The 13,086-nt window shown below is 69.5% G+C and carries 14 protein-coding genes; 8 read left to right on the top strand and 6 right to left on the bottom strand.

Annotated features, from left to right (window positions below):
* Positions 1-27 precede the first annotated feature (27 nt).
* The 3 genes from DYE23_RS02820 to DYE23_RS02810 are packed head-to-tail and all read left to right on the top strand — an operon-like array spanning position 28 to position 3,485.
* Positions 28-2,064 carry an MMPL family transporter gene (locus DYE23_RS02820; RefSeq protein WP_115326435.1) on the top strand — a complete coding sequence of 679 codons (2,037 nt, stop codon included), beginning with the start codon at positions 28-30 and terminating at the stop codon, positions 2,062-2,064.
* A 9-nt stretch (positions 2,065-2,073) separates the two neighbouring features.
* Positions 2,074-3,294, top strand: coding sequence for a cytochrome P450 (locus tag DYE23_RS02815; protein ID WP_115326434.1), 1,221 nt, complete (start codon positions 2,074-2,076; stop codon positions 3,292-3,294).
* Positions 3,291-3,485: a ferredoxin gene (locus DYE23_RS02810; RefSeq protein WP_013470536.1), complete on the top strand. Its 195-nt coding sequence runs from the start codon at positions 3,291-3,293 to the stop codon at positions 3,483-3,485. The genes DYE23_RS02815 and DYE23_RS02810 overlap by 4 nt, the downstream gene beginning before the upstream one ends.
* Here DYE23_RS02810 and DYE23_RS02805 read toward each other — a convergent pair.
* Genes DYE23_RS02805 through DYE23_RS02795 form a run of 3 tightly spaced genes read right to left on the bottom strand, consistent with a single transcriptional unit; the run spans position 3,442 to position 6,080 of the window.
* The gene (locus DYE23_RS02805; RefSeq protein ID WP_011891228.1) at positions 3,442-4,125 is read right to left on the bottom strand and encodes a hypothetical protein; all 684 of its coding nucleotides are present in this window, start codon (positions 4,123-4,125) and stop codon (positions 3,442-3,444) included. The genes DYE23_RS02810 and DYE23_RS02805 overlap by 44 nt on opposite strands.
* Before the next feature lie 15 nt (positions 4,126-4,140).
* Entirely contained in the window at positions 4,141-4,788 is a 648-nt protein-coding gene (locus DYE23_RS02800; protein WP_011891229.1) for a PaaI family thioesterase, read from the bottom strand.
* The gene (locus DYE23_RS02795; RefSeq protein ID WP_011891230.1) at positions 4,785-6,080 is read right to left on the bottom strand and encodes an adenylosuccinate synthase; all 1,296 of its coding nucleotides are present in this window, start codon (positions 6,078-6,080) and stop codon (positions 4,785-4,787) included. The genes DYE23_RS02800 and DYE23_RS02795 overlap by 4 nt, the downstream gene beginning before the upstream one ends.
* Before the next feature lie 125 nt (positions 6,081-6,205).
* Between DYE23_RS02795 and DYE23_RS02790 the strand changes: the two genes are divergently transcribed.
* Genes DYE23_RS02790 through DYE23_RS02780 form a run of 3 tightly spaced genes read left to right on the top strand, consistent with a single transcriptional unit; the run spans position 6,206 to position 8,535 of the window.
* A complete protein-coding gene (locus tag DYE23_RS02790) occupies positions 6,206-6,817 on the top strand; it encodes a hypothetical protein (protein ID WP_011891231.1) in 612 nt (203 codons plus the stop codon).
* Between the two features lie 2 nt (positions 6,818-6,819).
* Entirely contained in the window at positions 6,820-7,590 is a 771-nt protein-coding gene (locus tag DYE23_RS02785; protein ID WP_115326433.1) for a site-2 protease family protein, read from the top strand.
* 42 nt (positions 7,591-7,632) lie between these two features.
* A complete protein-coding gene (locus DYE23_RS02780) occupies positions 7,633-8,535 on the top strand; it encodes a cation diffusion facilitator family transporter (RefSeq protein WP_013470532.1) in 903 nt (300 codons plus the stop codon).
* On the opposite strand, the gene DYE23_RS02775 is transcribed toward DYE23_RS02780, so the two are convergent.
* The gene (locus DYE23_RS02775; protein ID WP_041788346.1) at positions 8,532-8,948 is read right to left on the bottom strand and encodes a DUF3151 domain-containing protein; all 417 of its coding nucleotides are present in this window, start codon (positions 8,946-8,948) and stop codon (positions 8,532-8,534) included. The two genes, DYE23_RS02780 and DYE23_RS02775, sit on opposite strands and share 4 nt — an antisense overlap.
* A 61-nt stretch (positions 8,949-9,009) precedes the next feature.
* Between DYE23_RS02775 and DYE23_RS02770 the strand changes: the two genes are divergently transcribed.
* Positions 9,010-9,771, top strand: coding sequence for an Rv0361 family membrane protein (locus DYE23_RS02770; RefSeq protein WP_013470530.1), 762 nt, complete (start codon positions 9,010-9,012; stop codon positions 9,769-9,771).
* 126 nt (positions 9,772-9,897) lie between these two features.
* Here the strand turns inward: DYE23_RS02770 and fbaA are convergent, their stop codons facing one another.
* Positions 9,898-10,935: a class II fructose-bisphosphate aldolase gene (gene fbaA, locus DYE23_RS02765; RefSeq protein WP_011891236.1), complete on the bottom strand. Its 1,038-nt coding sequence runs from the start codon at positions 10,933-10,935 to the stop codon at positions 9,898-9,900.
* A gap of 289 nt (positions 10,936-11,224) precedes the next feature.
* Here fbaA and DYE23_RS02760 point away from each other — a divergent pair, with 289 nt between their 5' ends.
* The gene (locus DYE23_RS02760) at positions 11,225-12,007 is read left to right on the top strand and encodes a hypothetical protein (RefSeq protein ID WP_235660314.1); all 783 of its coding nucleotides are present in this window, start codon (positions 11,225-11,227) and stop codon (positions 12,005-12,007) included.
* A gap of 13 nt (positions 12,008-12,020) precedes the next feature.
* Here the strand turns inward: DYE23_RS02760 and DYE23_RS02755 are convergent, their stop codons facing one another.
* A complete protein-coding gene (locus DYE23_RS02755; protein WP_115326432.1) occupies positions 12,021-13,034 on the bottom strand; it encodes an alcohol dehydrogenase catalytic domain-containing protein in 1,014 nt (337 codons plus the stop codon).
* Between the last annotated feature and the right edge of the window lie 52 nt (positions 13,035-13,086).

Here is a 13,086-nt window from a genome sequence, read left to right as displayed (position 1 = left end):
TTGTTAATCTTCTGAAATGTTGGTGCGATGAGCCGTCGATTTTCGTGGGTGATCGCGCTTCTCGTCGTCCTGGTCTCCGGCGCCCTGATGGGTCTGCTCGGCGGTGGCGACTCCAGTTCGCAGTCCCCCGTCGCTGTGCCCGCCGATTCGGAGTCCGCCCGCGCCGACGCCGCCCGGGCCGCGCTACCCGGCGGAGATCAGGTACCCGCGATCCTGGTCGTCACACGCACCGATTCGGCACCGCTCGGTCCGGCCGACCTGGCCGCGGTCGACGGGGCCCGCGACCGGATGCTCGCCGCGGCGCAGTCCGGCCCCGCCGGGCCACCCGTCCAGGTCTCCGACGACGGACAGGCGGCGGTGGCCACCGTGCCGATGTCGTCGGACCTGTCCGGGTTCGATCTGACCGACACGGTCACCGAGCTGCGTGGCGCCGCCACCGACGGGCTGCCCGAGGGATTGCAGGCCCAGGTGACCGGTGGCCCGGCCTTCGGTGCCGACATCGCGAACTCGTTCTCCGGGGCCAACTTCACCCTGCTGGCCGTCACCGCCGCCGTGGTGGCGCTGTTGCTGATCATCACCTACCGCTCGCCGGTGCTGTGGCTGGTGCCGCTGCTGGTCATCGGCTTCGCCGACCGCGTCGCCGCCGTCATCGGCTCCGCCGTGGCCGAGGCGCTCGGCATGAGCCCGGACGGGTCGACCTCCGGAATCATGAGCGTGCTGGTGTTCGGCGCCGGCACCAACTACGCCCTGCTGCTGATCTCGCGCTACCGGGAGGAGCTGGGCCGCACCGATTCTCACAACGACGCCATCGACACCGCGGTCCGTCGCGCCGGCCCGGCGATCATCGCCAGCAACGCGACGGTGGTGCTGGCGCTGCTGACCCTGCTGTTCGCGTCGTCGCCGAGCACCCGCAGTCTGGGCGTGCAGGCCGCCGCAGGACTCGTCGTCGCCGCGGTGTTCGTGCTTCTCGTCCTTCCCCCCGCGCTGGCCGTCTTCGGCCGAAAGCTGTTCTGGCCGTTCATCCCTGCCGTCGGGGACCAACCGCTCACCGACAGCGGGGTGTGGCACCGCATCGCCGCGGCGGTGGCCCGCCGGCCCGCGCGGGTCGCGATCGTGTCGATCGGCGGCCTCGCGCTGCTGTGCACCGGCATCCTCGGCACCCCGGTCGGCCTGTCACAGACCGAGCAGTTCCGCGTCGAGGCCGAGTCCGTCCGCGGCTTCGACACCCTCGCCGCACACTTCCCGAGCGGTCTGACCGACCCCACCCGTGTCATCGCCACAAGCGATCGCAGCGCCGAGGTCCAACGCGCCATCACCGCCACCCCGGGCGTGGTGTCCGCGTTCCCCGCGGGCGCCGAGGCCGACGGCCGCAGCCAGTGGTCGGTGGTCCTCGAAGCCGAGCCGGCCAGCGACGAGGCCTTCGACACCATCGACGCACTGCGCGAATCGGTCCATCGGGCCGACCCCGATGCGCTGGTGGGCGGATCGGACGCGACCGCACGCGACGCCGCCGCGGCCGCCGGACACGACCGCGCCGTCGTCATCCCGGCCATCCTGGTGGTGGTGCTGATCGTGCTCTACGTGCTGCTGCGCTCGGCGCTGGCACCGCTGGTGCTCGTCGGCGTCACCGTGCTGAGCTCCGTCGCGGCCCTGGGCCTGGGCGGCTGGGCCAGCGTGCACCTGTTCGGCTTCCCGGCCCTGGACAACACCGCACCGCTGTTCGCGTTCCTGTTCCTGGTCGCCCTCGGCGTGGACTACACGATCTTCCTGGTCACCCGCGCCCGCGAGGAGACACCCGGGCACGGCACCCGCGACGGCATCGTGCGCGCCGTCTCGGCGACCGGCGCGGTGATCAGCAGCGCGGGCATCGTGCTGGCCGCGGTGTTCTGTGTGCTCGGAGTGCTGCCGTTGATCGTGCTGACCCAGGTCGGCATCATCGTCGGGCTCGGCATCCTGCTCGACACGTTCCTGGTGCGCACCGTGATCATCCCGGCGCTGTTCACCCTGATCGGGCCGAAGATCTGGTGGCCCGCGCTGCGGCAGGAGACCCGTTCCGACGCGTAGCGTCGAAAGATGAGTCAGGCCACCGGAGAGGCCGCACCCGATCTGCCACCGCTGCACATGCGGCGCGACGGATTCGATCCCACCCCGCACCTGCGGGAGATCCGCGAGCGCGAAGGCGTCCGCAGCGTCACCAACGCGTTCGGCATGCAGGTCTACCTCGTCACCCGCTACGACGACATCAAGACCGTGCTGTCGGACCACTCCCGGTTCTCCAACGGCCGGCCGCCCGGCTTCGTCGTCCCCGGCGCACCGCCCGTCGACGAGGAGACCCAGGCGCGGGCCCGGGCCGGCAACCTGCTCGGGCTCGACCCGCCCGAACACCAGCGGTTGCGGCGCATGCTCACCCCGGAGTTCACGCACCGGCGCATGCAGCGGCTGCGACCCCGCATCGCCGAGATCGTCGACACCCAGATCGACGCGCTGGCCGCCGCCGGTCCCCCGGCAGACCTGGTCGAGCACTTCGCCCTGCCCATCCCGTCGCTGGTGATCTGCGAACTGCTCGGCGTCCCGTACGCCGACCGCGACGACTTCCAGCGCCGCAGCGCCCGCCAACTCGACCTGTCGATCCCGATCCCCGAGCGCCTCGAGCTGCAGCGCGAGGGCCGCGAGTACATGGCCGCGCTCGTCGCCGGCGCCAGACGTCACCCCGGCGACGACATCCTCGGGATGCTGATCCGCGAGCACGGCGGCGAACTCACCGACGACGAGCTGATCGGCGTCGCGAGCCTGCTGTTGCTCGCCGGCCACGAGACCACGTCGAACATGCTGGCCCTCGGTGTGCTCGCGCTGCTGCGCCACCCCGACCAGCTCCCCGCGATCCGCGACGATCCCGCGGCCGTCGCACCCGCGGTCGAGGAGCTGTTGCGGTGGCTGTCCATCGTGCAGACCTCGATCCCCCGGATCACCACCACCGACGTCGAGATCGCCGGTGTCGCGATCCCCGCCGGGCAGCTGGTCTTCGCGTCACTGCCCGCGGGCAACCGGGATCCCGAGTTCATCGAGCACCCCGAGGTTCTCGACATCGGCAGAGGTGCGCCCGGGCACCTGGCGTTCGGGCACGGCGTGCACCACTGCCTCGGTGCGCCGCTCGCGCGGATGGAGATGGCGATCGCGTTCCCCGCACTGTTTCGCCGCTTTCCGTCGCTGGAACCGGCCGAGGACTTCGCCGATGTCGCGTTCCGGTCCTTCCACTTCATCTACGGTCTGAAGTCATTGGAGGTGAGCTGGTGAAGGTTTCCGCGGACCGTGAACTCTGCATCCAGGCGGGCAACTGCGTGATGGTCGCCGGCGACGTCTTCGATCAGGACGACGAGGGCATCGTGGTGATCCTGCAGGAGGAGGTCGCCGACGAGCAGGCCGCGCGTGCCGCCGAGGCAGTCAAACTGTGTCCGGCGACCGCGTTGCGCCTCGACGATCGATGACCCCGGCGCGGGCCAGCATCATCACGCTGACGATCAGCACCCAGACCGGGAACAGCACCGTCATCCACTTGCTGACGTCACTGCCCACCAGCACGGTCAGCGACACCACATAGGTGAGCACCACGAGCCAGGTCGGCATCAGCCTCGTCCGCAGCCAGATGGTGGCCAGCGACATCATGAACACCCCGGCCATCCGCAGCGCGTAGGTGTTCGACAGCGCCAGCAGAAGGCCCTCGCCGAATGCCGCGACTTCCGAGCGGGTGCCGGGAACCGCGATCTGCCTGGCGGCCAGCAGCCCCGCGCCCACGGCGGTCGACGCGAAGATCATCGCGAGGAACACCAGCGCACTGCCGATCATCACGGTCGAGAAGAACCTGTCCTCCAGGGTGCCGAGACCGTCGCGGACCACCCCGAGGAACCACAGGAACGCGATGCCCGCGAAGGGCATCAACACGATCGCGATCCGCAGCCGATGCGTCGAGCCGTCCTCCCACTGCATCCCGGCGGAGCCACCGCCGGGCAGCTCCGTCCGGATCAGCACCAGCGCCGCCCCGAACAGCAACGCGAACAGCACCCCGGCGAACGCGGCGGCGCGCGGCGTCGTGAGGCGGCGCAGGTGACGGTCGGCCGGATGGGTCATCGGGCCATCATCTCCTCACGGCTGACCGGGCAGCAGCCTGATCATCAATCCGTTCGACTCGGCGAGCACATTGCCCTCGGCGTCGAGCAGTTCGGCGTTGACGAATGCCTTGCGCCCCTCGGCTTCCCGCAGCCAGCCGCGGGCGGTGAGCACGGTGTCGATGGGCGTGACGCGGCGGTAGTCGACGTGCAGGAACGCGGTACGGCTGATCGGCCGGCCGGTCGCGTGGATGACCATGCCGAACATCGAGTCGAACAGCAGCGGCAGCACACCGCCGTGCACCGCCGAGTTGCCGCCCACGTGGTACCGGCTGAACGTCACCTCGAGTTCGACGCCGTCGGCCTCGAACTTCGTCACCGTCCACGGCGGCATCAGCAGGCTGCCCGCGCCCGGCAGGGACGGAACCCGGTTGGACGGCCCGACCCCCTCACGGGCGCGGTACGGGTCGAGCAGCTTGACGAGCTCCTCGACGCGGTCGGCGGCCTCGTTCCAGGTCTCGGGATCCGGGTCCGTCGACACCGCCAGATCCTGCGCGAGGCGCATGGCCGTCAGGAACCGGCCGAAACCCGGTCCGGGATCGGCGGCCTCGAAGACCGGGAACCCGCCGTGGCGGTCGTACTCCGGATCGACGCGGCGCGGATCCAGCCCGAAATCGGAGCTCATGATGTCGCCAGGATGTCTCGCCGCACGATCGTCTGGTCCCGCCCCGGACCGACGCCGATGCACGAAACGTGTGCTCCGGCAAGCTCTTCGAGGCGGAGCACATAGTCGCGGGCCTTGGCGGGCAGATCATCGAATTCCCGGGCGCCGGAGATGTCCTCCCACCAGCCGGGCAGTTCCTCGTAGACCGGTTCGGCGCGCGCGATGTCGCTCTGCGTCATCGGCATCTCGTCGGTCCGCTTGCCGTCGACCGTGTAGCCGACGCAGATCGGCACCGTCTCCAGGCTGGAGAGCACGTCGAGCTTGGTCAGGAAGTAGTCGGTGATGCCGTTGACCCGCGTGGCGTACCGCGCGATCACCGCGTCGAACCATCCGCAGCGCCGGGCGCGGCCGGTGGTGACACCGACCTCGCCTCCGGTCTTGGCGAGATAGGCGCCGTGCTCGTCGAACAGCTCGGTCGGGAACGGGCCCGAGCCGACACGCGTCGTGTACGCCTTGAGGATCCCCAGCACCGTGGTGATGCGGGTGGGACCGATGCCCGAACCCACCGAGGCGCCGCCGGCGGTCGGATTCGACGACGTGACATACGGATACGTGCCGTGGTCGACGTCGAGCAGGGTGCCCTGCGACCCTTCGAGCAGCACGATCTCGTCGCGCTCGAGCGCCTCGTTGAGCAGCAGCCGGGCGTCGGCGATGCGGTGCTTGAAACCCTCGGCCTGCTCCAACAGGTTCTCCACCACCTCGGCGGGCTCCAGCGCCTTGCGGTTGTAGATCTTGACCAGCACCTGGTTCTTCAACTCCAGTGCGCCCTCGATCTTCTCGGCCAGCACCGCCGGATCGAGCACGTCGGCGACGCGGATGCCCTGACGGGCGATCTTGTCCTGGTAGCACGGTCCGATGCCGCGACCGGTGGTGCCGATCTTCTTGCTGCCCGCATACCGTTCGACGACCTTGTCGATGGCCACGTGGTAGGGCATCAGCAGGTGCGCGTCCGCGGAGATCAGCAGGCGGTCGGTGTCGACGCCGCGATCCTCGAGCCCCTTGAGCTCGGTGAGCAGCACGCCGGGGTCCACGACGACGCCGTTGCCGATCACGTTCGTCACGCCCGGGGTCAGGATCCCGGACGGGATCAGGTGCAGCGCGAAGTTCTCGCCGGTCGGCAGCACCACGGTGTGGCCGGCATTGTTACCGCCCTGGTAGCGGACCACCCACTGAACCCGTCCGCCCAGGAGGTCGGTCGCTTTTCCTTTGCCCTCGTCACCCCATTGGGCGCCGATCAGGACGATTGCCGGCATTGCAGAGCCCTTCGCGTCTTTCCGCTTGTTTCTCGCTCAAGCTGCGCTTCGATACTGTGTGCAGCCGGTGACCCACCCTATCCGATTACATCCGGCCTGATCACCAGTCGTTTGCAAGGAGCAGATTGGACCCGTCCAGCATCGCCGTCGTGCGCCCCGGCGCACGTCGCGTCCCGCGGTCGCTGCGGGACCTTCCGGTGCTCACCGGCACCGGCTCGGATCTCAGCGACGACATCACCGGGTACCGCCGCCTCCTCGTCGTCGGATCCGACCGCGACCTGTCGGCCGTGCTCACCAAGCTGCTGCGCGCCGACCGCCTCGACATCGAGGTCGCCCACCTGCGGCGCCCCTGGGCGGCGCGGGCCGCGCGCACCGCACCCGCCGGCCGCGTTCCGCTGATCCGCGACGAGACCGGCACCGTGATCGCCGGCGCGGCGTTGTGGCTGCCCCCCGACGGCGCCCGCACGGTGCGGGGCGAGGCCATCGTCGACGACGAGCGCCTGTTCGACGGCGACGTCACCGGTGTCCGGATCGAACCTACGACGGCGATGCCGGGGCTGCGCGCCACCGTGCTGACCGGCCCGATGCGTCCGAAGCGTTGGATCAGCGGTCGCGCCGCGCAGCTGGGCACCAGCGGTGCGATGGTCGTCCGCGACGGCGAGCCGGCCAAGCGGCCGGTGCGCCGCTCGACGTTCTACCGGCACACGCAGGGCTGGCTGCGGGTCGGTCGTGGTTAGCCGTGGTTAGCCTCGTCGGGGTGCGTCCGAGCCCGGTCTTCGCCGCCCTGGTGGCGGTCACGGCCGCCGGGGGCGCGCTGGCGTGGACGTCCGGCGACGACGTCCGCCCGCTGTCCTACGCCGCGGTCTTCGTCCTGGTCATCTTCGGCTGGCTGGTCACGCTGTGCCTGCACGAGTTCGGCCATGCGTACTCGGCGTACCGGTTCGGTGACCGCGACGTCGCCGTGCGCGGCTACCTGACGCTGAACCCGCTCAAGTACACCCACCCGCTGCTGTCGCTGGGGCTGCCGGTGCTGTTCATCGCCCTCGGCGGCATCGGCCTGCCCGGCGGGGCGGTGTACGTGCAGACGGCATTGATGACCGATCGGCAGAAGACGGTGGTCAGCCTCGCCGGGCCTGCGGTGAACCTGCTGTTCGCGGTGCTGCTGCTCGGGCTGACCCGGCTGATGTACGACCCGGCGCACGCGGTGTTCTGGGCCGGTGTCGCGTTCCTGGGCTTTCTTCAAGTGACGGCGTTCGTGCTGAACATGCTGCCGATCCCCGGCCTGGACGGCTACGGCGCGCTGGAGCCGCACCTGAGCCCGGAGACCCGGCGTGCCCTGGCGCCGGCGAGGCAGTGGGGGTTCTTCATCCTGCTGATCCTGCTGATCGCGCCGCCGCTGAACCAGTGGTTCTTCACGGCGGTGTACTGGCTCTTCGAACTGTCCGGGGTGGACGTGTACCTCTCGCAGCTGGGCGGCGGTCTCACCCGGTTCTGGTCGCCCTGGCTGTAGACGCTTGCAACGTATGCAGTAATGCGCATATATTTCTGGCCTATGGGTGCCGGACACGATCACAGCCACGGCGGCGGTGACACCAAAGTCTCCCGGATGGTGATCGCCGCGGGCATCCTGACGATCTTCTTCGTCGTCGAGCTCACCACCGCGCTGGCGATCAACTCGATCGCGCTGCTGGCCGACGCCGGGCACATGCTCACCGACCTCGTCGCGATGTTCATGGGCCTGACCGCGGTCCTGCTCGCCAAGCGTGGCAGCGCCTCCCCGTCGCGGACCTACGGCTGGCACCGCGCCGAGGTGTTCACCGCGGTCGCCAATGCCGCACTCCTGCTCGGCGTCGCCGGCTTCATCCTCTACGAGGCGGTCGAGCGTCTCGGCGACGCACCGGACGTGCCCGGCGTGCCGATGATCGTCGTCGCGCTGGCGGGCCTGCTGGCCAACCTCATCGTCGTGCTGCTGCTGCGGTCGCACTCCAAGGAGAGCCTCGCGGTCAAGGGCGCCTACATGGAGGTCGTCGCCGACACCGTCGGCAGCATCGGGGTGCTGATCGCGGGCATCGTCACGGTGACCACCGCCTGGCCCTACGCCGACGTCGTCGTCGCGGTCCTGGTCGCGCTGTGGGTGCTCCCCCGCGCCATCGCACTGGCCCGGGCCGCGCTGCGGATCCTGTCGGAGTCCTCACCGGCGCACATCGACGTCGACGAGCTGCGCGACGCGCTGTGCGCGGTCGACGGGGTGACCGAGGTCCACGACCTGCACGTGTGGACGCTGGTGCCCGGCAAGGACATGGTCACCGCGCACCTGACCAGCGTGCGGGAGTCGGCCGCGGTGCTCGACGACGCACGCGCGGTGCTGACCGCCCGGGGCCTGGGACACGCGACCGTTCAGGTCGAACCGCCCGACAGCGCCGCCGACTGCGAGTGCGAAACCGAGAAGCGTTAGCCCAGCCCGAGCCGGCCGCGAGCGGCCGGGTCGCAGTCGTCGAGCAGGTCGAGGCAGCGCTGATACTCCGGCGTCTCGCCGATGGCATCGGCGGCACGGGCCAGCGCGGCGACGCACCGCAGGAAACCCTGGTTGGGTTCGTGCGCGAACGGCACCGGACCGAAGCCCTTCCAGCCGTTGCGCCGCAGCGAGTCCAGCCCCCGGTGGTAGCCGGTGCGGGCGTAGGCGTACGCGGCGACGGCCTGATCGGCCTCGAGTGCCTGCTCGGCGAGCACCGCCCACGCGATCGACGCCGCCGGGTGCGCCGCCGCCACGATGGACGGGTTCTCGGCCGCGTCCAGCTCGGCCTCCGCCGCGGGATCGCCCGGCAGCAGCACAGGTTCCGGTCCGAGGAGATCGCCCATCCTTGTCATGTGGCCCATTGTGCCGTGCGGCTCCCCGCAGCCGTCACCGCGCATGGATAAGCTCCGCGGTATGTCGAACGCACCAGGGCCAGACGGCGAGGACGACGCGCCCGCCGAGTCATCGGAAGCCGAGACCGAGGTGCTGCCCGGCACCGATGCCGAGCACGAGCCGGCCACCGAGGTGTTCGCCCCCGCCGAGCCGCAGGACGGCGACCCGTCGGACGATGCCGGCGAGCGGCGCTTCACGGCCCCGTCGGGGTTCGACGCCGGTTCGACCCAGGTCATCAACCGCCCGCACGAACTGCCCACCGAGGCCTTCGCCGCGCACAAACCCGCGGCGCCGCAGATGATCCCGCCGCGGGGCGAGACTCCCAAACCGCCGAAGACGGGACGCAGGAACTGGGGCTGGGTGATCGCGATCATCCTGGTGATCGCCGCGCTCGCGGCCGCCGCGGTGGTCGGCACGCTGCTGCTCACCCGCGGATCGGCGACCTCGGTGTCGCAGGAGGACAGTGTCCGCACCGCCATCCAGAACTACGACGCGGCGATCGAGAAGGGTGACCTGGCGACGCTGCGCAGCATCACCTGCGGCGCGACCGCCGAGAGCTACAACAAATTCGACGAACGTCAGTGGAAGGACACCCACAGCCGCGTCGCCGAGGCCGGCCGGTACCCGGTCGTCGCGAGCATCGACGAGATCGTCATCAACGGCGACCACGCCGAGGCCAACGTCACGACGTTCATGGCGTTCGCACCCCAGACCCGTTCGACCCGCAGCTTCGACCTGCAGTTCCGCGACGACCAGTGGAAGATCTGCCAGGCGCCGCAGTAGGGACTCAGGCACCCCGCCTCAGGCTCAGCCCCCGCGGCCCGGCGACTGCGTCGAGATCCGCTTTTTGCAGGGGTTCACTCGCACTTCCGTCGCAAAAGGTGGATCTCGACGGCGCCTGCGGCAGGGTCAGCCCGCTGACACGCTCCGGCCCGCGCTGTGCAGGTCGTTGCACGCCTCGACGACGCGTTCGGCCATCGACGCCTCGGCCTTCTTGAAATAGCTGCGCGGGTCGTAGACCTTCTTGTTGCCGACCTCGCCGTCGACCTTGAGCACACCGTCGTAGTTCGAGAACATGTGCGCCGCGACGGGCCGCGTGAACGCGTACTGGGTATCGGTGTCGACGTTCATCTTGACCACGCCGTAGCGCAGCGAATCCTCGATCTCGGACTTCAGCGAACCCGAACCACCGTGGAAGACGAAGTCGAACGGCTTGGACCCGTCCTCGAGGCCGAGCTTGGCCGACGCCACCTTCTGCCCCTCGGCGAGCACCTCGGGCTTGAGCTTGACGTTGCCCGGCTTGTAGACGCCGTGCACGTTGCCGAACGTGGCGGCGAGCAGGTACTTGCCGTGCTCGCCGACCCCGAGCGCCTCGATGGTCTTCTCGAAGTCCTCGGGCGTGGTGTAGAGCTTGTCGTTGATCTCGGCTTCGACGCCGTCCTCTTCACCGCCGACGACGCCGATCTCGATCTCGAGGATGATCTTTGCCGCCGCGGCCTGCTTGAGCAGTTCCTGGGCGATCGACAGGTTCTCGTCGATCGGCACCGCCGAGCCGTCCCACATGTGCGACTGGAACAGCGGGTTGCGGCCGGCCTGCACTCTCTCCGAGGAGATCGCCAGCAGCGGGCGCACGTAGGTGTCGAGCTTGTCCTTCGGACAGTGATCGGTGTGCAGCGCGACGGTGATCGGATACTTCTCGGCGATCACGTGCGCGAACTCCGCGAGCGCCACCGCGCCGGTGACCATGTCCTTGACACCCAGACCGGACGCGAATTCCGCACCGCCGGTAGAGAATTGGATGATTCCGTCGGAACCGGCATCGGCGAACCCCTTGATGGCGGCGTTGACGCTCTCCGAACCCACACAGTTGATGGCCGGGAACGCGAACGAGTGTTCCTTGGCCCGGGCCAGCATCTCGGCGTAGACCTCGGGCGTGGCGATCGGCATGGCGGTTCCTCTCGGGCCGGCTGAGCCGGCGATTGGGCCGGCGTGCGTGTGTCGAGTATGTCAAGAACGACCCCGCCGCACAGCGCTGCAGCCGGATGCGGAGTCCGGAGCGCGGCCGGACAGGGTGTTTTCCCCTATTCCCGTCCCGATGGCGCCGCCCGGAAACAGGGAGACACCCTCTACAGTCCTCGGCCTGTCGCGGCTTACGGTCGACCCACCGAACGCATCCAAGGAGACGGCCGTGACCAAGACTCGATCAACTTTATCTGCTTCTTCTGCAACACTTTTCGTGGCCGCTGTCGCGCTGTCCGGGGTGGCGGCGCCGACGGCGCAGGCCAGTCCGCTCGACGGTATCCGTGCGGCCGTCAACGCGGCGCGCAGTGGGTCGCCGTGCGGGCCGCTGAACTACAACATCGACCTCGAGGGCAATGCGCAGGCGATGGTGGGCAACAGATCACCGGGTGTACCCCCGGCCGGCCGCTACAACGGCAAGACCGCCGAGGGCGACTCGCAGGAGGATCCGACCTCGGAGGCGATCCGGGTTCTGGTCGACAAGATGCGTCCCTTGATCACCAACTGCGCGTACAAGGACTTCGGCGTGGGCATGGTCCGCAACGACGACCGGGAATTCAGTGTCGTGAGTCTCGCGCTCGGCGAACCGCCCGCCGCGCCGCCACCCCCACCCGCGGCGCAGAAGCCCATCCGGTGCACCGGAGGTGGAACCGTGCCTGCCGGGCAGACGTGCCCGCCCAAACCGCCTCCCGCGGCCGTCGAACAGGCACCGACGAACGCCGTCACGCTGGACATCGTGCGGGAAGGGTTGCGTGCCAAGGTGACTGTGGGAAACACGTCGAATCTGCGGGCGCAGTGCACCTACAACGCCACGGAGGTCAACGGTCTGGGCATTCCGGTCAGCCGCGAGTTCGAGGTCAACCCGAAGGGCACCACGCCGCTGGAGTTCGCGGCTCCGCTTCCCGGGCAGACCTACACCGTCGTGGTGGCGTGCCGCGCCGACTTCAACGGCCAGAACGTTGAAATAGGTCGCGTGCAGCAGGACTTTTCGAGCTTCTAGAACGCCGCCGGCCTCAGACGGTCAGCACCATCCGGTAGCGGGCCCGGCTGGAGTCCATCGCCTCGTAGGCCTCCGCGGCCTGAGCCAACGGCACTTCCTCCACCCTGGCCCGTACCCCGGACAGCATCGCGAAGTGCAGGGTCTCCTCGACATCGCGCGAGGTGCCCGACGGGTGGCCGGTCACCGACAGCCCGTCGTTGATCAGGTGCAGCGGGCTGATCGGGAGATTGTCCGCGGAGACGCCGACGACCACCAGCTCGCCGGCCGGACCCAGCCCCCCGACGGTGGCGGCCATCGCCTCGGCGTTGTTGGCCGTGGCCAGCACGACCGCCGCGCCGCCGAGCTTCTTCAGTTCCGCGGCGACATCCTGCCCCGTCGAGTCGATGTAGTGGTGGGCTCCCAGCTCGCGGGCTTCCTCGGCCTTACCCGTCCCCCGCGCGATCGCGACCGTCTCGAAGCCCATCGCCCGCGACCACTGCACACCGAGGTGGCCGAGCCCACCGACCCCGAGCACCGCGACGACGTCACCCGCTTTGGCGCGCGTCTGCCGCAGACCGTTGAACGTGGTGACCCCGGCGCACCCCATCGGTGCGGCCTCGACGAATGACAGTCCGTCCGGGATGCGCGCCAGGGCCGTCCACGGCACCGTCACCGACTCGGCGTACCCGCCGGGGTAGTGCCAGCTGGGCACCTGCATGCGCTCGCACTGCATGAACGATCCGCGCCGGCACGGGATGCAGCGGTTGCAGTTGCCGCCGAACCAGCCGACGGCGACCCGGTCGCCGACCGAGAAATCCTCGACGCCGTCACCGACCTCGGCGACGGCCCCGGCGATCTCGTGGCCCAGCGTCAACGGCCACTGCAGACCGGGGAAATGGCCGGCGCGGAACTCCCGGTCGGTGCCACAGACGCCGCAGGCCTTCACGGCGAGGCGGACGTGGCCGGGCGGTGGTGGCGCGGTCTCCACCTCGACGAGAGTCAGATCTTCGTTGGCACCGGCGACATGCACGGCCTTGTGGGTGGGCATGGTCGAAGACTAGCGCCGGTACCCTTGGTATCCGTGGTCGTCGACAATCTCG

This window comes from Mycolicibacterium gilvum, from assembly GCF_900454025.1.
Taxonomy (GTDB): domain Bacteria; phylum Actinomycetota; class Actinomycetes; order Mycobacteriales; family Mycobacteriaceae; genus Mycobacterium; species Mycobacterium gilvum.
The sequence above is the reverse complement of the archived record's forward strand: the minus strand, read 5'-3'. Positions and strand labels throughout refer to the sequence as shown.